The organism is Paenarthrobacter aurescens, assembly GCF_025421775.1.
In the GTDB taxonomy this organism is placed as follows: Bacteria; Actinomycetota; Actinomycetes; order Actinomycetales; family Micrococcaceae; genus Arthrobacter; species Arthrobacter aurescens_B.
The window spans coordinates 1-18871 of record NZ_JAOEFX010000008.1; the positions used below are offsets into that span (position 1 = coordinate 1).

At 63.9% G+C, this 18871-nt stretch carries 12 protein-coding genes; 5 read left to right on the forward strand and 7 right to left on the reverse strand.

The window, feature by feature from the left end:
* Positions 1–131 precede the first annotated feature (131 nt).
* From N7568_RS16660 to N7568_RS16685, 6 genes are all read right to left on the reverse strand, one after another.
* Complete coding sequence (locus N7568_RS16660; RefSeq protein ID WP_261610908.1) at positions 132–2003, reverse strand: acetyl/propionyl/methylcrotonyl-CoA carboxylase subunit alpha; 1872 nt, start codon at positions 2001–2003, stop codon at positions 132–134.
* A 60-nt stretch (positions 2004–2063) separates the two neighbouring features.
* Positions 2064–2735, reverse strand: a complete 672-nt coding sequence (locus tag N7568_RS16665) for a Maf family protein (protein ID WP_261610909.1) — start codon at positions 2733–2735, stop codon at positions 2064–2066.
* Positions 2736–2886: 151 nt separating this feature from the next.
* Positions 2887–5412 (reverse strand): MMPL family transporter, encoded by a 2526-nt coding sequence (locus N7568_RS16670; protein WP_261610910.1) that lies wholly within the window; start codon positions 5410–5412, stop codon positions 2887–2889.
* A gap of 1 nt (position 5413) precedes the next feature.
* Positions 5414–6130, reverse strand: a complete 717-nt coding sequence (locus N7568_RS16675; protein ID WP_261610911.1) for a TetR/AcrR family transcriptional regulator — start codon at positions 6128–6130, stop codon at positions 5414–5416.
* 137 nt (positions 6131–6267) lie between these two features.
* Positions 6268–6771: a YbjQ family protein gene (locus N7568_RS16680; protein WP_261610912.1), complete on the reverse strand. Its 504-nt coding sequence runs from the start codon at positions 6769–6771 to the stop codon at positions 6268–6270.
* A 92-nt stretch (positions 6772–6863) separates the two neighbouring features.
* Positions 6864–8297 (reverse strand): dicarboxylate/amino acid:cation symporter, encoded by a 1434-nt coding sequence (locus N7568_RS16685; RefSeq protein WP_261610913.1) that lies wholly within the window; start codon positions 8295–8297, stop codon positions 6864–6866.
* A 255-nt stretch (positions 8298–8552) separates the two neighbouring features.
* Between N7568_RS16685 and N7568_RS16690 the strand changes: the two genes are divergently transcribed.
* The 5 genes from N7568_RS16690 to N7568_RS16710 all read left to right on the forward strand — a co-directional run bounded on the left by N7568_RS16690 (position 8553) and on the right by N7568_RS16710 (position 17066).
* Positions 8553–8834, forward strand: coding sequence for a hypothetical protein (locus N7568_RS16690; RefSeq protein ID WP_026547649.1), 282 nt, complete (start codon positions 8553–8555; stop codon positions 8832–8834).
* 151 nt (positions 8835–8985) lie between these two features.
* The gene (locus tag N7568_RS16695; RefSeq protein WP_261610914.1) at positions 8986–14667 is read left to right on the forward strand and encodes a DUF6531 domain-containing protein; all 5682 of its coding nucleotides are present in this window, start codon (positions 8986–8988) and stop codon (positions 14665–14667) included.
* Between the two features lie 21 nt (positions 14668–14688).
* Positions 14689–15024 (forward strand): hypothetical protein, encoded by a 336-nt coding sequence (locus tag N7568_RS16700; protein ID WP_261610915.1) that lies wholly within the window; start codon positions 14689–14691, stop codon positions 15022–15024.
* 127 nt (positions 15025–15151) lie between these two features.
* Complete coding sequence (locus tag N7568_RS16705) at positions 15152–15718, forward strand: RNA 2'-phosphotransferase (protein WP_261610916.1); 567 nt, start codon at positions 15152–15154, stop codon at positions 15716–15718.
* 1012 nt (positions 15719–16730) lie between these two features.
* The gene (locus N7568_RS16710; protein WP_261610917.1) at positions 16731–17066 is read left to right on the forward strand and encodes a hypothetical protein; all 336 of its coding nucleotides are present in this window, start codon (positions 16731–16733) and stop codon (positions 17064–17066) included.
* A gap of 58 nt (positions 17067–17124) precedes the next feature.
* Here the strand turns inward: N7568_RS16710 and N7568_RS16715 are convergent, their stop codons facing one another.
* Entirely contained in the window at positions 17125–18807 is a 1683-nt protein-coding gene (locus tag N7568_RS16715; protein ID WP_261610918.1) for a DUF885 domain-containing protein, read from the reverse strand.
* Between the last annotated feature and the right edge of the window lie 64 nt (positions 18808–18871).

Consider the following 18871-nt stretch of genomic DNA (forward strand, 5'->3'; position numbering starts at 1 on the left):
CCCCCCCGCTCGGCCTGCGGGCCCCCCCCTCGCCCTTGCACTCCCAACACCCGGTCCCCCACCCCCCCCACACCCGCCGGCGGCCCCCCCCCTTGGGGGGGGCGCCGCCGTCGTGTTTGGGGTATTTCGCCTTAGTCCTCGATGGTGGCGATGACTGCGCCGGCCGCAACGGTTTCGCCGGCCGTGGCGGCGAGGCCGCGCACGGTACCTGCCTTGTGGGCGGTGAGGGGCTGCTCCATCTTCATGGCTTCGAGAACCACGATCAGGTCGCCTTCAGCCACCACGTCGCCTTCAGCAGCTGCCACCTTCACGATGGTGCCCTGCATGGGGGAGGTCAGGGCGTTGCCACCTGCTGCGGCGGCCGTGGCGCCAGCTGATCGGGAGCGCTTCTTGGACTTGCCGGACTTGGCGCCTGAACCGCTGGAGACCGCGGCGACACCGCCACCCAGGCCGGACGGCAGGACGACTTCAAGGCGCTTGCCGCCAACCTCGACGACGACGCGCTGGCGCTCACCGGCGTCGGGCGCCTCAGCGCCGGCTACGTTCGCAGACCATGCGGGGATGCTGTTGACGAATTCGGTTTCGATCCAGCGGGTGTGGACGCTGAACGGGCCTTCTGCCGGTGCGAAGGCGGGGTCGGTGACCACAGCGAGGTCGAAGGGGATGACAGTGGGGATGCCCTCAACCACCATTTCCTCCAGCGCCCGGCGTGAACGCTGGAGCGCTTGTTCGCGGGAGGCGCCGGTGACGATCAGTTTGGAGAGCATGGAGTCGAAGTTGCCGCTGATGACGTCGCCCTGCTCGACGCCGGAGTCTACTCGGATGCCCGGACCCGTAGGGTTCTTCAGGGTGCTGATGGTGCCCGGAGCAGGCATGAAGTTGCGGCCCGGATCTTCTCCGGTGATGCGGAACTCGAAGGAGTGGCCGCGGACCTCGGGATCGTCGTAGCCGAGTGCTTCTCCGCGGGCGATGCGGAACTGCTCGCGTACCAGGTCGATGCCCGTAACTTCTTCGGAAACGCAGTGCTCCACCTGGAGGCGGGTGTTGACCTCGAGGAAGGAGATGGTGCCGTCCTGGCCCACCAGGAATTCACAGGTGCCGGCGCCCAAGTAGTTGGCTTCCTTCAAAATGGCCTTGGAGGACTCGTAGAGGCGTTTGTTCTGCTCTTCGCTCAGGTACGGAGCCGGGGCTTCCTCCACGAGCTTCTGGTTGCGGCGCTGGAGTGAGCAGTCGCGGGTGGAGACCACAACGACGTTGCCGAAAGCGTCGGCGAGGCACTGGGTCTCGACGTGGCGCGGGGCATCGAGGAAGCGTTCGATGAAGCACTCACCACGACCGAAAGCAGCGGTGGCTTCCCGGACTGCGGATTCGTAGAGCTCGGGGATTTCGTCCATGGTGCGGGCGACCTTGATGCCGCGCCCACCGCCGCCGAAGGCAGCCTTGATGGCGACCGGGAGCCCGAATTCTTCGGCGAACTTCAGGATTTCATCTGCGGATTCCACCGGATCAGCCGTACCGGGGACCAAGGGGGCGCCAACCTTTTCGGCGATGTGGCGGGCCTGGACCTTATCGCCCAAGGCGGAGATTGCTTCGGGGGAGGGGCCGATCCAGGTGATGCCGGCCTCGATGACCTTTGCCGCGAACTCAGCATTCTCGGCGAGGAAACCGTAGCCGGGGTGGATCGCGTCGGCGCCGGATTGCTTGGCGACCTCGATGATCTTGTCCATCACAAGGTAGGACTCAGCCGCGGTGTTGCCACCCAGCGCATACGCTTCGTCGGCAAGACGGACATGGAGTGCGTCACGGTCAGGGTCGGCGTAGACCGCTACGGAGGCGATGCCTTCGTCCCGGGCGGCTCTGATGATGCGGACCGCGATTTCGCCGCGGTTGGCAATCAAGACCTTGGTAAGAGGGCTGGAAATGGGCTGCGCCGGGTTAGCTGACAAGTTGTTGACTCCTTCTGTCCTTGAGGAGCCTAGCGTGATTGTGAGGGTTCCGCCCATATTGATGGGGGATTCCGTGTGTGAGGCGATGTTCCTTTGTAGGGTTGCTACAAATGTGTTCTACTGCTCGTCGGTGTCCCAGAGCTCGGTGATTCCCACGTTCGCGTGGACCAACAGGTCCCGGAGGGTGGAGATGGAAAGCCCGACGACGGCGTGCGGGTCACCGTTGACCTTGCGGATGAAGGCCCCACCCAGGCCGTCGATGGTGAACGAGCCCGCGCAGTGAAGGGGTTCTCCTGTGGCGACGTAGGCGTCGATGTCCTGCCGGCTCATCTCGGCAAAATGCACTTCGGCGGAGGAAACTGCTCCGACGGTGGCGCCGGTGCCCTCTGGGGTCTCGTTCCCTGCTGCGTCGTCGTCCGCGCCGTCGGCTGTGTCCCGGCAGTCCACCAGCCAGTGTCCGGTGTGCAGTACTCCCTGCGAGCCGCTCATGCGCAGCATCCGCTCCCGGGCGACCTCCGCGGTGTAGGGCTTGCCGTGGGACTCGCCGTCGAACTCGAACACCGAATCGCAGCCGATCACCAATGCGCCCTCGGCCTCGGGAAGCGCGGCAACTGCCTCGGCCTTGGCCCGGGCGAGGAGGAGCGCGGTGTCGTGCGCGTCGGTCACTCCGTATTTTGCCTGCACTGCGTCCTCGTCAACGTCCGACACCAAGACGTCGTGCTGGATCCCGGCTTCCGTGAGCAGCTTGGTGCGGGCGGGGGACTGGGAGGCGAGAATCAATCGGGTCACGGTCCCCAGCCTAATACCAACCATCTCTCACTTCCCGCGCTTATCCCGCCGACCCTCTATCACCTTCCGCGTGCTTAAACCGAACGCTCGCTCACTTGCCTCAAGCAAGTGAGCGAGCGTTCGGTTATATCGGCTGTTAGGTGAGAGACGGTTAGTGGACCAGTTCCTCGGAGTCGGCCTTCCGGCGGTCGGTGCGCTCCAGCTTGGCGCCTTCAACGTCCACGTCCGGGAGGATGCGTTCCAGCCACTTGGGCAGCCACCAAGCCTTCTCGCCCAGGAGGTACATGACAGCCGGAACGATGGTCATGCGCACTACAAAGGCGTCAATCAGCACACCGAAGGCCATCGCGAAGCCCAACGGACGGACCATGGTGAGGTGGCTGAAGATGAAGCCGGAGAACACGCTGACCATGATGATCGCGGCTGCGGTGACCACGGCAGCGGCATGGCTGAATCCGGAACGCACTGCGTGCTTGGCGGACTCGCCGTGCATGAACGATTCCCTCATGCCGGACGTGATGAACACCTGGTAGTCCATGGCGAGGCCGAACAGCACACCAATCAGGATGATGGGCAGGAAGCTCAGGACCGCGCCAGGGTTGGCGACGTCGAAGATCCCTCCCAGCCAGCCCCACTGGTACACAGCAACCACGGCGCCGAACGCAGCGGCCAGGGAGAGCAGGAATCCGCCGGTTGCCAGCAGCGGGACCACGATTGAACGGAATACCAGGAGCAACAGGAGCAGGGAAAGCCCGACGACGATCGCCAAGTACGGTGGCAAGGCAGCCCCGAGCTTGTTGGAGACGTCAATGTTGCCCGCGGTTTGCCCGGTCAGGCCGATGGTCACGTCCAGGTCGTCCTGAATTGCTGAGCCCTTGGCCCGGAGATCCGACACCACCTGCACGGTGCCGGCGCTGGCCGGGCCTTCCTTCGGAATGACCTGGAAGACGGTGGTGCGGCGGTCTTCGCTCAGGGCAATCGGCACGGCTGCGACGACATTCTCAACACTGCGAAGCTGGTCCGCCACGTCAAACTGCTTATTTTTGGCGTCGTTCTCGCTGAGGCCTTCCGGGAACTCGCCGACCACGATGATCGGTCCCGTCACGCCTTCGCCGAAGCTGCTGCGGGTGAGGTCGTACGCCTTGAAGGCCTGCGAATCCACGGGCTCGGATCCGCCGTCGGGCAATGCGAGCCGGAGCTGGGAGGCCGGCAGCGCTACGGCCCCGAGCAGGACGACGCTGAGGACCAAAGCAACCCACGGATGACGGGTGACCATGCCGCCCCAGCCACCGCTGCTGCGCTTCTCGTCGCGTTCACGGTCGGCTGCTTCGTGGCCGGGCTCGGCGTTGTGCTTGGCAGCCTTGGCCCAAGCGCGCTTGGAGATGAGTCGGCGGCCGATCAGGGCCAGAACGGCGGGCGTCAGGGTCAAGGCGACGACGACGGCCACGGCGACTGTCGCTGCGGCAGCAACACCCATGACTGCGAGGAACGGCAGCCCGGGAACCACCAGCGCAGCCAGGGCGATGATGACGGTGAGCCCGGCGAACAACACAGCGTTACCTGAGGTGCCGGTGGCCAGTGCCGCGGATTCCTCAGCGTCCATGCCGGCCAGAAGCTGGGTGCGGTGACGGTTGACGATGAAAAGGGAGTAGTCGATGCCGACAGCGAGGCCCAGCATGAGGGCGAGCATGGGGGAGATGGAGCTCATGTCGATCACGCTGGTGAGGGCGAACGTTCCGCCGACGCCAACGGCAACACCGATGAGGGCCATCAGGAGCGGCAAGCCCGCTGCGATCAATGTGCCGAGCATGAGGATCAGCACCAAGGCCGCGACTGCGACGCCCACGATTTCAGCAATACCGAAGATCTCCGAGACATCTTCGGTGATTTCCTTGCTGGCGTAGGCCGTGACGCCGGCCGATGAGACGCCGTGGACGATCTCCTGGACCTCTTCGCGGACGGCGGGGTCAACGGCGTTGATGGAGGTCTTGAACTGGACCTGGGCTACCGCTGCTTTGTTGTCGCTGGACACAAAGCGGAGGCCTTCAGAGGCCTCGAGCTGTCGCTTGCCCAGAGCCAATGCGGCGGCGCCGTCGGCAGCTTCCTTGGCTCCGGCGTCGAGCTTTTCCTTGCCGGCAACAAGTTCTGCGCGCTGCGGTGCCAACTGGGCTTCAATCTGGGCGGGTGTGAGGCCAGAGGCGGCCAGTTGCTGTTCGGCCCCGGCGAGTTGGGCCTCGCCCGCTTCCAACTGGGCGCGGGAAGCATCAAGCTGGGCCTGGCCCTCGGCTGCCTTCGCCTCACCGGCAGCGATCTCAGCCGCGGAGTTATCCAGTTGCTCCTGCGTGGTGAACGGGTTCACCGTTCCTTGCACGTCCGGCATGGCTTCAAGCTTTGTCAGGGCAGCGGCCACTGCGTCCTTCTTGGCTTGGTCGAATCCGCCGTCGCCGGCGTCGAAGACCACGCTGGCCGAACCTCCCGAGGAATCGGGAAGGGCTTCCTTGAGCTTGTCGGCCATCTGCTGGGTTTCGGTGCCCGGGATGGTGAAGTTGTTGGACATGGTGCCGTGGAACGCTGCGGCCGAGCCGCCCACTGCCACCATGACGGCCAGCCAGATGGAGATGACCATCCAGCGGCGCCGATACGAAAACTTGCCGAGACGGTAGAGGAACGAAGCCATGTCAGAACCGATCTGTGGTGGTTGGAACGGAGGGGGAGGTGGGGGCAGGCGCGTCCGACGGCGGCGCGAAGCCGGCGCCCAGGAGGCCCATCGCATCGATGAGGTGCTGGCGCAGAACCGCGAGGGACTCCGCCGAGAGATCCGGGCCGCGGTCGGCGAACCAGACGGTCATTGCGGCCTTGCCGCAGGAGATCACTGAGCCCGCCAAGGCATGGAGGTAGAGCTCACTGATGCCGGCGCCGAGCCTGCTGCGGGCGGCGTCAATAATCTGCTCGGTGCAGTGTTCCCACGCTTCAAGCTCGGAGCGGGCCAGCTGGCGGTTGTCCTGGGTCAGGCTGAACAGCTCGGCCATGGGCGCCACGGACATGGGATCGGCCAGCGCCATGAGGGCTGCTTGGGCGGATTCGAGAATTGACTCGTCCGCCGGGCGTAGCCGGAACTGCTCCAAGGCGTGGTCCATGAAGCCGTCGGCTACTGATGCCAGGGCGGCTTCAAGGCTGGGGAAGTAGTTGAAGAAAGTCCGCCGGGATACCCCTGCGCTGGCTGCGATGTCCTCGACGGTGAAATTGCCGGACCCGTTGCTACGCAAAAGGTCCAGGGCTGCGGAAGCGATGGAGCTGCGGGTGGCCGCCTTGTTGAGTTCGCGTCGTGTGGGGACTGCGGCGTCGGCATGGGCAGGCGACTCCGCAGCGGCACCGTGGTTGCTGGCTTGGGTCACATACTTACACTAAGTGCAAGTTTGCACTCTGCGCAATTTGAATCGAGTGGGCATGCGAAAAGTCCCGCCCTTATTCGCTCAGCTCACCGTTGAGCGGCGAGGGAACGAAGAAGGGCGGGACCTTTGGGCTGATCCGACTAGAACTGGTGAGGCTGGGTCGGGGGAGTTGGTGGGGTAAATTGCTGCGGCTGGGCGGGCTGCTGCGGCTGGGTGAACTGCTGCTGCTGTGCTGACTGCTGCGGCTGTGCCGGCTGGGCGGGCTGTTGTGCGGCCGTCTTGGTCAGGTAGACCGACTGTCCCGTAGCTCCGGGCGCGCCCTCTCCGAGCGGCAGGACGTAGACGGCGGTGCCGTAGGCGCACACTTCGGTCCAGTTGGTGCCCATTTCCGAAGTGTCGAACCGCATGGCGACGATGGCATTGGCCCCTCGCTGCTGCGCTTCGTTGACCATGCGTGCCATGACTTCCTGGCGGCTTTCGTAGAGTGCCTTGGTCATTTCGGGCAGCTCGCCGCCGCCGAGGGAACGGAAGCCGGCCAGCATTTGCGAGCCGATGTCCCGTGAGCGGACGGTGAGGCCCATGACTTCGCCGAAGACGGCGTCGATCCGGTGGCCCGGGATTTCATTTGAAGTGACGATCAGCATGGTCAGAGCCTATCCAGAGTTGGCCCCTTTAACGGGGAAATCCCCCGGGGAGAACTCCCCGGGGGATTTGCGCACTTCCAAAGACGCTGAGACTACGCCTTGGTGTCGGCCAGTTCGCGCTCGTTGCTTTCGGCTGCCGCCTTGTCGGCGGCGTACTCGTCGGCGAAGGCGGCGCCGTTGCGGGGTGCGTTGTACAGCGACTCATCCAGGATGCCCTGACGCTTGGCCACGATGGCCGGGACCAGTGCCTGGCCAGCCACGTTGACTGCGGTGCGGCCCATGTCCAGGATGGGGTCGATAGCCAGCAGGAGGCCGACGCCGGCCAGCGGCAGTCCCAGCGTGGACAGGGTCAGCGTGAGCATGACAACGGCGCCGGTGGTACCTGCCGTAGCGGCCGAACCCAGGACCGAGACCAGAACGATCAGCAGGTACTGGCTGAAGTCCAGGTTGATGCCGAAGAACTGTGCCACGAAGATTGCTGCAATGGCCGGGTAGATTGCTGCGCAACCGTCCATCTTGGTGGTGGCGCCCAGCGGCACGGCGAAGGAAGCGTAGCCGGAGGGGACGCCGAGGTTCCGTTCAGTGACGCGCTGCGTGAGCGGCAGCGTGCCGATCGAGGAACGGGAGACGAACGCCAGCTGCACGGCCGGCCACACGCCGGAGAAGTACTGCTTGATGGAGAGCCCGTGAATGCGCACCAGGATGGGGTAAAGGACGAACAGCACCAGAGCCAGCCCGATGTAGATGGCGGCGGTGAACTTGCCCAAGGATCCGATGGTGTCCCAGCCGTAGATGGCCACAGCGTTACCGATCAGGCCGATGGTGCCCAGCGGAGCGAGGCGGATGATCCACCACAGGACCTTTTGGATGACGGCCAGCGCCGAAGCGTTGAAGGTCAGGAAGGCCTCGGCCTGCTTGCCAACCTTGAGCGCTGCAACACCGATCGCGATCGCAATCACCAGGATCTGCAGCACGTTGAAGTTGACCGCGGTGCTGACGGTGGTGGCAGCGTTGGCGCTCTCGGTCACCGTGGAGCTGGCGCCAAGACCCAGGAAGTTCTTGGGGAAGAGACCGATCAAGAAGGCCCACCAGTCACCAGTCTTGCCGGCGTACTTGGCTTCTTCGGTGATGCCGGTTGCGGCGCCCGGCTGCAGGAGCACGCCCAGGCCGATGCCGATCAGCACCGATACCAGCGAGGTGATCGCGAACCACAGCAGGGTGTTCCAGGCCAGCCGCGCAGCGTTGGAGACCTGGCGCAGGTTGGCAATGGAGCTCACCACAGCGGTGAAAATCAAGGGAACGACGGCGGTCTGCAGCAAGGAGACGTAGCTGGAGCCGATCGTCTGGAGAGTAGCCCCCAAACCGTTGGGGGCGGTCTTGGTGCTGCCCGTGTACTTGGCGATGAGGCCGAGGATGAGGCCCACAATGAGGGCTGCGATGATCTGGACGCCGAAGGAACCGGCCCACTTGGGGAGCCGGAAGCCGCTCGTGCCAGCTGCTGGGGAAGTGTTGGTTGAGGTGCTCACCGGAACACGTTAGGTGCATGGCCAATAACATAGCGAACGGACGTTGAGAAATGTTACGTGCGCAAAAGTTATTCCTACCGCTCCTGTGACGTTGGCCTCAGCTGGCAGTCCTCACTGCGGATAGGGACGCCAACCTATCCACAAGTTTTTATCAGTTTGTTGGATTTATTGGTTGGGGTTGGTAGTTTGGTGGCGTCTGTTACCGGGCCTTGGGTCTGGTTGTGAAGCGATTGTTCTTATTGGGAGGAAAGTTCTATGTCGCGTGTGTTGTCTACTGAGCAGGCCAAGGCTGCTATTGGTCAGGTGCAGTCGATTATTACTGGTGGGTTTACGGATCAGATTTCGGCGTTGGATGCGCAGGGTCGTGTGTTGTCGGATCCGAATGTGTGGGATGGTCCGTTGGCTGCTGAGTTCCGTGGTTCGACGTGGCCGGAGACGAAGGCTGCGTTGGATAAGGCCAAGGAAGAGCTGGAGCAGTTGCGGGGTCAGTTGCAGAAGATTTCGCAGGATATTTTCTCTGCCGGTGGCGGGGCCTGATTCTTTTTTTGGTGTGAGTGTGGGGGCCGGGTGATCGTGCTGCGTTGATGCGTGGTGTGGTTGCCCGGCCGTTGCACTGTGTTGTTGTGGTGCGGGTTTTTGTGGGTTGTTGGGTTTTGTTCGCGTTCTTGTGCTGTGGGGGGCTGTGGTTGTGACCGAGTTCGTTGAGATGCCGTTGTTGCCGGATTCCGATGGTGCCCATGGTGGCCGGTTTGTGTATGGGGTTGCTGAGTCGGTGAAGGGTGCTTTTGAGTCCGCAGCGTCGCGGGTCCAGGAGCATTCGGGGTCGCGGACGCCGTTGGTGACCGGGGCGGGGGAGGATTTCCGGGGGCATTTTTCGGAGGTGTTCGCGGCGAACGCGGTGACGGCGTCCCGGGACGCGGAGTCCTTGGCCTCGGCGTTACGCACGGTGGCCGGGTATGTGGGGACCATGATTTCCGAGGCGCGGGACGAGGATGACCGGCGTCGGCAGAACAACGAGTGGGTGCGGCGGCATAACAACCGCAACTGGCTTGAGCAGTTTGGTGACAGCCTTTGGGGTGAGGAAGCGCGTCCGAATATGGAGCCCGGGAACGCGCCGTCGTTCCCGTCCGAAGCCCCGGCGTCGGGGTCGCGGGAGACCCCTGGCCCGGGTGGCGGGTACGGGGGCGGGGTCTCCTCGGCCCGTCCGGAGTCGTTGCGGACTTTCGCTGCGGGTTCCCGTGGCCTGGATGAGGGGATTGCGTCGGTTCCGGGGTCCTTGGAGTCGGAGTTGTCTTCGTTCGCGGACCGGTGCGGGTGGGGCCGGATCGACGCCGCGGGTGTGGTGAGCGCGTTCCGGCAGTATTTGCAGGCCAATGAGGCGGATGCGGCGTGGGCTGTGGTGGTCGCGGACGCGTTCGCTGCCGCCGGTGCTGAGGGTGCGGTCTCGACCCTGTCGGACGCGGCGGTGAACGAGGCGTTGGCCGCGGCGGGGGTTTCGGGGACCCGGACCGGGTTGGTCATTGACCCGCCCACGGCGGCCGGGGCGGTGCCCACCTCCGGGTACGCGAACGATCCGGTGAACACGGCCACGGGGAACTTCATTGAGCCGGAAACGGATCTGGGGTTCGCCGGGGCGGCCGCGGACCTGGCGGTCACAAGGATGTATAACTCCCTCGGTTCCGGCCTGGAGGGTGTGGGGGTGTTTGGTCCGGGGTGGGCTTCGGTGCTGGACCAGCACCTGGTGATCACTGATGAGGGGTGCCGGTGGGTGATGGCCGACGGGCGGGCGGTGGACTTCCCCCGCGAAGGGGCCGGCTGGGCCCGCGCCGTTGGCGAGAACTACTGGCTCACCCGCAAAGATGCCAGCACACCGTTCCTGGCGGAATTGTCCTCCTTGCCGGAGGGCACCGTTGAGGTGTTGGTCGTGACCGATAACCAGGGCGGTTGGTGGGCTTACGCCCTGTCCGGGGTGTGGCTCGGGACCGGGGCAGGGCCCGGCCGGACCATCTCCGCCCACCGCAGTGAAGCGGTCGATGGTGGTGGGTTGGGGGCGGTTGACCGGTTGGTGCATGTGCGGGGCCGGTTTGTGAAGATCGATTACGTTGATGGTGTTGTCGGGGTGGTGCGGGGTTCGGATGGGCGCCGGGTTGAGTACGGGTACGACGCCGAGGGCCGTTTGGTCACCGTCGGCACGGAGACCGGTACGAGGGTGTATCGGTGGAACGAGCAGGGCCTGATCGCCTCGGTGGTTTCTGCTGCGGGTGTGGTGGAAGCCGAAAACACGTATGACGAGGCCGGCCGGGTGGTTTTGCAGGTCACCCAGCATGGGCGGCGGACGAGGTTCGCGTATTTGCCGGGCCGGGTCACGGTGGTCTCCGATGAGGACGGGTCCCGGTCCAACTCGTGGGTCGCCGATGGCAAGGGCCGTTTGGTGGGGGTGTTGGACGCGGAGGACCGGCGCCAGTCCATGGCCTATGACGGGCACGGGAATCTGGTGTCTTTGACCGAGCGTGACGGTGCGGTCACGGTCCATGGTTACGACGGCCGGGGCCGGAAGATCCGGACCGTGACCCCGGAAGGCGCTGACCTCACGTATGGGTGGGATGAGCAGGACCGTATCACCACCTTGGTCACCGCGTCCGGGTCCGTCGTGACCTATGAGTACGCCGATGACCTGTCCCGGGACCCCTCTGTGGTGGTGGATCCGTTGGGTGGCCGGACCGAGCTGGTGTGGCGGGACGGGCTCCTGACCCAGGTCACGGACCCGGTCGGGGTCACGATCGGGTTTGAGTACGACGAGTTCGGGGACCTGACCGGAACGTCCAACGCCGCAGGTGACACCGCGAGGATTGTGCGGGACCGGGCGGGCAGGCCGGTCACGGCGGTGAGCCCGTCGGGGGCTGAGACCCGGTTCGGTTATGACGATGCCGGGGTGTTGGTGCGTCGGGTGGATCCGGACGGGGCGGTGTGGGCTTTTGAGCACGACGCCGCGGGCCGGACCACCGCGGTGGTTGCCCCTGATGGGGGCCGGACGGTGTTCGAGTACGCCCCCAACGGGGAGTTGGCCCGCACCACCGACCCGCTCGGCCGCAGTATCGAACGGGTTGTTGACGAGCTCGGGAACCTCACCGGCGCTGTGCTGCCGGACGGGGCGAGGTGGGGGTTCATCCACGACAACCTCTCCCGGCTCATCGCAGTGACGGACCCGGCCGGGCATGACTGGGTGAGGGAGTACGACACGGTCGGTGCCCTCACTGCCGTGGTGGATCCGACCGGTGTCCGCACGGGCGCGGTCACCGACCGGTCCAGCGGCACCGCGTCCTTGACCGACGCGTTCGCCACGAATACCTACAGTTTTGATGAGTACGGCCGCCCCACCCGGGCCGAGTCCGCGGACGGGTCCGCGGAGCTGGTCAGCTATGACGCGGCCGGGAACCCGGTCGAGTTGGTCGATGGTGAGGGCGGGTTGACGGTCCTGGGCCGCGACGCTGCGGGGAAGATCACCTCGATCACCTCACCCACGGGGGCGGTGACCCGGTTCGAGTACGACCACTGCGGCCGGCCGTTCCGCAGTGTTGACCCGGTCGGGGCGGTCACGGAACTGGCCTACGACCCCGATCAGCGCCTCACCGCCAGGAGACTGCCGACCGGGGAGGTCGAGACCTTCGCCTACGATCCCTGTGGCAGGTTGACCGCGAGGCATACGCCGGGGGAGGGGACGGCCCGGTATGGGTACGACAAGGTCGGGCGGCTGAGTTTTGCGCAGGATTCCTGGTACGGGACCCGCCGCTTTGAATACAACCTCGCCGGGGAGTTAGTGTCCACGACGAACGGGGTGGGTGGCCGGACCCGGTTCGAGTACGACACCCGCGGCCGCCTCACCCGCATCACCGACCCTTTGGGTGGGGTGACCACCCGCACCTATACGGCCACGGACCAGGTCGACACGGTCACGGACCCGCTGGGGAGGGTCACGACTGCGACGTATGACCCGGCGGGCCGGCAGCTCTCCCAAACGGACCCGGACGGGCACACCACCACCTGGACCTACGACACCGCGGGCCGGGAAGCGTCGACGTCGGTGGACGGTGCACTGATCGCCGCGATCGAACGTGACGTGGCCGGCCGGCGGGTGGTCATCACCGACCATACGGGTGGGGCGGGGTATGCGGTGGAGCACGAACTGTGCTTTGACCCCCGCGGCCTCCTCACCCGCCGCTCCAACGGGACCGGGACCGGGAGTCAGGTGTTGGGGTGGGAGTATGACGGTGACGGGAACCGGACCGCCTTCACCGACCCCACCGGCGCCACCACCCGATACACCCGCGACCCTGCAGGCCGGGTCACGGCCGTGTCGAACCCGTTGCTTGGGGACGCGGCCTTCACCCACGACCCCTCCGGGCGGGTCACCTCTGCGACCGCGGGCCAGTACACCCAGGAATGGACGTACCGGGACGGGGCACTTTTAGAGCACACCCGCACCCGCACCGATAACCCGGGTGTGGCTGATGTGACGCTGATCGGCCGTGAGGACGGCGGGCGGATCACCGCCCTGGCACGGGGCGGGCTAGTGACCCGGTACGGGTACGACACCGCCGGGCAAATGGTCTCCGCCGCCACCACCACAGACAGCCACAACGCGTCGGCGTCGGCGTCGGTGTTGGGGTGGGAGTACGACGCCGGTGGGCGGCTTCTCCGCGAAACCACCCCCACCGGGGCACGAACCTTCGCCTACGACGCCGCAGGCCAGCTACAGTCCGTGACGGAACCTGATGGTTCGGTCACCGAGTTTGTGTATGACGGGTTGGGTCGGCGGGTCCGGGTGATCGACCCGGACGGGTCCTGGACCGAATACGCCTGGGGCCCCACCGGCTACCTCACCGGAACCATCGAAAAGGATCGGGACGGGGCCGAACAATCACGGCACCGGCTCCACGTCGACGCGCTCGGTGAACTCGCCACCGTGGACGGGACACCGTTGTGGTGGGACACCGCAGCACCCGTCCCGACCCTCGCCGGTGCCAACGGCACCCAGGTGTTGTCCCTGCCCGGCGGAGTCACCGGCATCGGCGACGCGTGGACCGCGCCCGGGTGGCGTGCCGCCCGCCCCACCGACCAGTACGACCCTTGGGCCGTCCTCGGCATTCCCACCACCCCACACCCCACCCCCGGAACCACCACAACAAACGGTGCCGGGCTGGCCGGTGCCGGTGCCGGTGCTGGTGCGGGTTTGGGTGCCGGTGGTGTGTTGCCTACCGGTATCGCCCTGACGGCCGGTGGCGGGATCGACATCGCCGGGCTCGAATGGCTCGGCAAACGCGCCTACGACCCGGCCACCCGGGGCTTCCTCTCCACCGACCCTCTCGCCCCTGTCCTGGGAGCGGGCTGGGACGGGAACCCCTACTCCTACGCCGGGAACAACCCCCTCAACACTTCTGACCCCACCGGCCTCCGTCCCCTGACAGATGCTGACCTGAAAGCCTACGACGGCTCCTCCCGCGGCGCGTTCGCAGCAGCCGGGGACTGGCTCGGAGACAACTGGGAATACGTGGTCGGTGGCCTTGCCGTGGTGGGCGGGGCGGCGTTGATGTTCGTCCCCGGTGGCCAAGTCGCGGGCATGGGATTGATGAGCTTCGGCGCTGACGTCGTCATCCAAAAAGCAACCACCGGCCAAGTCAACTGGGGCCAAGCCGCGATCTCCGGCGGTCTGGGCATGATCGGGGGCGGAGTCGGGATGATGGCGGGCAAACTCGTTAACAACCCTGTCACCCGGGTGGCCGTGGAAAACGGTGTCGAAGGGGCGATCAGCGGAGCCGGTGGCTACCTCACCGGACCCGGGCCTCACACCCCAACCGGGTTGCTGGGCGCAACGGCCCTCGGCGGAGGAACGGGCGCACTACCCATCGGAGGCGCCGCCAACAGAGTCGACCTCCCGGCGCCGGCAACGACCCGCCTTGGCGACCTTTCCCCTAGCCCGACCTTGCTCAATGCGTCCGAAGTACGTTTCAGTCAACGAAGTGTCACTGAACTGCAGCCGCGAATCGATAACATGGCTGCTCGCGGCTGGTCTGGCTTTGACCCTGCAGACGTTGTAATGATGAATGATGGTCTTTACACAACCCTCGACAACAGGCGGGTACTTGCCGCCGGCTACACGGACAATCCTGTGCTAGCTAATGTGCATCACTACACGGACATCATCGAGGACCCGGTTGTAAGGGAACGTTTCCCGGCCACGCGGGGACCGAATAAAGGTCGACTCGCAGAGACCTGGGGTGAAGCCATTGAAAACAGGATTGGAAAACAGGGCGCGGCTTTCCGTAGCACCTACCCGCAAGGGTCACCGTTCACAGGGTGGGCCGGGGATTGATGACAATTAGGAGGAAAACCATTGACGCAGAATGTTGTGTTGCCTGCTCTCTATGATCGGATGATTGAGTGTGGGATGGTCGATCTGGAACCGTGGGAACTTCTACGCGGGGGAGAGCAGGGGCAGCGTATGCAGCACCTTGAGAAGGTTTTTCCGGGATGGAGCCTGGTTCCCATTGCGCGGAGGACTGACAATGATGATGTGGCCTGCTGGACTGGCGAACACGTCGTAGTTGTCGATGACTACGACGTTATGAGGGACGCAACTGGGGCGGCGGTACGTCACTCGGCAACGGAATACGCTTCAATGGATGAATGGTTGATCGCGGCAATACGGGACTTTATTGAATTCGATTGAACTGCCCGTTCACCATAGACAGCCTGCCTGTGTCACAGGTGAACCACCCAAACCCGACCCTACGATCGGGAGGATCCAAACGAGGGCCGGCGGACATAGTTACTGCAATCGTGGACTCGGAGTAAAGATGAACAGTCGACCAAGCCCGTCAGAAATCAGCCGCGTGTTGTCCCATGCCCTCCGTCATGCACCGGGAGAGTATTCCTTGGTGCTGGATCCGGAAGGATGGGTCTCGGTAAGCGAGCTACTTGATGCCCTGCGCGGGCTAGGGCATGGATGGGAATCTCTCGATGAGAAAACACTCCATGAGGTGCTGGAAGCCGCGGAGAAGAAGCGTCACCAGATGGTGGATGGCCAGATACGAGCACTGCATGGCCACTCTGTTCCCGTGGCTGCATCGCAGGATCCGAGTCAGCCACCGCAGGTCCTTTTCCATGGGACGGCGCCCGCCAGTGTTCCTCTGATCAAAGCGTCCGGAATCTTACCTATGCAACGGCTATATGTTCATCTGGCAGAGACAGTCGAACAAGCCACAGCAGTTGGCAAGAGGAAGGACAAGCATCCCGTAGTCCTCACGATTGCAACAGAGGTTGCCCAATCGCTGGGGGTCGTCTTCTACCGGGCTGATTCAGCAATTTGGCTGGCTGACTCAATACCAGCTGCCGCGGTAGGGATACTAATCGCCAATGAATAGGGTGTGCATTATTTGGTTAGTGCGAGGAACGAATTGCTGCGTAGCGGATGAGGCACCTCTTGTGCCCACAACTCCGCTCCGCCACAGGAGAGTCTGAGGTCGCGAGTGAGGGCCTTCGGGCGACGTTCAAGCTACCTGCCGTTGTTCAGCGCGTTGCTGTGGAGGGTCTTCTGGTTGAAGTCTTGGTGGGACTCAAGCTCCGTGCGGAACTCCTCCCTAGGCGTCTGCTCAATTTGTAGATTGGCGTGCCCGGGCCCAGCCAAGTTGGCGGACAATTCCACTAGGGAGCAGTTTGCTTCCAATATTGAGAATAGATACTTAGCGGCAGGCCGCGTTACTTACGAAATCGCAAAAGCTTCGGTCCGCGCGACGATACAATCGTTATAAGAACCCCGAAGGCTGGCGATGGTGGGCACATTCTTCAGGCCAGATGAGGGAAACCAATATTTTATTTCGAGTTCTTAAGGTGGGTAATGCGCTGGATTCTTGAAGAGCCAGGATATGAGGTCGAAGACCGTCGCGAGGAGGTGCTGCAGGAGTGCCCCCGGGCCATTTCCTCATCGGAACATCTCCTCAGACTATTGTTGCTCTCGCAAACTGCCTGAATGAAGCATCGGCAACTGCCGTGGACCGGGCCAGGTTTGCTGTCGCAAGGGATGCGCTTCGACGCGTTCAGGAGCAGGCAGGTCCGTTCTGGATGGAGAACCCACACGGATCTTTCAGTTCCGAGAAACCACTGATGTGGCGTTCACTGGAACTGCACGGAAAAGAACTCATCGATCTCTTCGACTGCTATGGGGAAGGCTGGTTTCCGGTAGCTGTCGACGACGGAGAAACTGATGTCTTACGAACGGCCATATCGGCAGTGTTGCGGACCATTGATAATGAGGAACTTGTCTCGCGCGTCGACGCTACGGAAACTCAGTTGAGGGAGCTCCTTCACCATATGAAATGAATTGTAGAATCTGTTCGAGAATTCAGATGTGCTCGACTGCCGCTCGGAGGAAAACCATTGACGCAGAATCTTGCATTGCCGGGTCTCTATGACCGCATGATCGAGCGAGGCATGGTGGATCTGGAACCTTGGGAACTTCTACGAGGAGCCCAGCAGGCGCAGCGAATGAAACACACAGACGAGGTTTTCCCTGGCTGGAACCTGATTCCTTTTGCCTGCAGGTCCGATAACGATGATGTGGCCTGCTGGACCGGAAAGAACGTCGTGGTCGTCGATGACTACGACGTGATGCGGGACGCAACTGGGGCGGTCGTACGCCACCAGGCAGCGGAATACCACTCGATGGATGAGTGGCTGATTGCGGCAGTACGGGATTTCATGGAGTTTGACTGAACCAGCGTCGCGGCACACCGAGTGCCCCCAGCCTCTGGCCGGAGGCACTCGAGCCGAGTCAGCCCAGCAGCGCCCTGCGCAACACGTCCAAACCGACCGAGCCGATGTTGAGCGCCTTGCTGTGGAAGGACTTGAGATCGAAGCCTTCACGGGACTCCAGCTCGGCACGGATCTGCTCCCACAGACGCTGCCCCACCTTGTAGGACGGAGCTTGTCCCGGCCAGCCGAGGTAGCGGGTGAATTCGAACTGGAGCTGGCCTTCACTGATGTCGAGGTTGGCTTTGAGGAAGTCGAAGCCCTTCTCGGGCGTCCAGGTGCCGGTACCCCAACGTTCGGGGACGGGGAGCTCCAGGTGGACGCCGATGTCGAACACTACGCGGGCTGCCCGCATTCGTTGGCCATCCAGCATGCCCATGTGGTCACCCGGGTCTTTGAGGTAGCCCAGTTCCAGCATGAGCTGCTCGGCGTAGAGCGCCCAGCCTTCACCGTGGCCTGAGACCCAGCAAACATTGCGGCGCCAGTTGTTCAAGAGTTCCCGGCGGTAGGTTGCCGTGGCGACTTGGAGGTGGTGGCCGGGCACCCCTTCGTGGAAAACGGTGGTGGTTTCGGACCATGTGGTGAAAGTGTCCTCGCCTGCTGGAACTGACCACCACATACGTCCGGGCCGGGAGAAGTCGTCGGAAGGGCCGGTGTAGTAGATGCCGCCCTCGTCGGTGGGGGCGATCATGCACTCGAGGGTTTTCATGACGTCCGGGATGTCGAAGTGGACATCGGCCAGCTCGGAGACAGCGCGGTCGGAGAGTTCCTGCATCCAGGCTTTCAAGGCGTCGGTGCCCTTGATCTGGCGGGCAGGGTCGCTATTGAGGATGGCCTTGGCTTCTTCAATGGAGGCGCCGGGCTTGATCTGCGCCGCGACCTTCTCCTGCTCGCCGATGAGCCGCTCAAGTTCCTGGACGCCCCAAGCGTAGGTCTCTTCCAGATCTACTTCGGCGCCAACGAATGAACGCGAGGCCAGCGCGTAGCGTTCGCGCCCGACTGCGTCCTTCTCCGGCGCCAGGGGCAGGAGTTCGTCCCGAAGGAATCCACCCAAGGCGCTGTACGCAGAACGCGCGGCCGCAGTCCCGGCGTCGAGCCTTGACTGAACCTCGGCGGGCAGCGGCGAGCCATCAATAGCAGCGTTGGTGGCCATTTTGGCGAAGAAGCCGTCCTCTGAGGCGTAGCGGCCGGTCTGCTCGATGACGATCCGGACTTGGCGGGCGGCGGCGACTTTTCCGTCGGCAGCAGCGGAGCGAAGCGACTCAATATAGCCCTCAACAGCCCCGGGAACATTGGCCGCGCGGCCGGCGATGTGCTCCCAGTGCTCCACGGTGTCGGTGGGCATGAGGTCGAAAATGGCGCGAATGTCCTGGGCAGGAGAGGCAATGTTGTTCAGGTCGGCGGCGTCCCAACCGGACTCGTGGATCTCCAGTTCCAGGCCGAGCCGCTCGCGCATGGCGTCGGGGGTGACGGCATCCACATCATCGGACGGCTCAAGGCCTGCCAAGGCATCCAAGGCCAACTTTGTGGCTTCCGCATGAGCCTCGGCACCGGCAGGGGAGTAGTCCTGGTATTCGGTTTCGTGTCCGGGCAAGCCCAGCGTGGTGGCGAAGCTGGGATTGAGTTCGATCAACTTTTCTGTGTACGCGTCAGCGACGGCATCGATGGCGGACTTCGGGCGTACAGGAGTGTTTGCAGTAGTCACCCACAGAGCCTAGCCGCGACGCCGCCTACGTGAAAGGGTTGTTGAACTTTTCTATGTGCGGGAA

Bases quoted from the DNA above. Each gene is read 5' to 3' on its own strand.
- N7568_RS16705 (WP_261610916.1), top strand. From the start codon at position 15,152: ATGAACAGTCGACCAAGCCCGTCAGAAATCAGCCGCGTGTTGTCCCAT.
- N7568_RS16670 (WP_261610910.1), bottom strand. From the start codon at position 5,412: ATGGCTTCGTTCCTCTACCGTCTCGGCAAGTTTTCGTATCGGCGCCGC.
- N7568_RS16680 (WP_261610912.1), bottom strand. From the start codon at position 6,771: ATGCTGATCGTCACTTCAAATGAAATCCCGGGCCACCGGATCGACGCC.
- N7568_RS16660 (WP_261610908.1), bottom strand. From the start codon at position 2,003: ATGGGCGGAACCCTCACAATCACGCTAGGCTCCTCAAGGACAGAAGGA.
- N7568_RS16690 (WP_026547649.1), top strand. From the start codon at position 8,553: ATGTCGCGTGTGTTGTCTACTGAGCAGGCCAAGGCTGCTATTGGTCAG.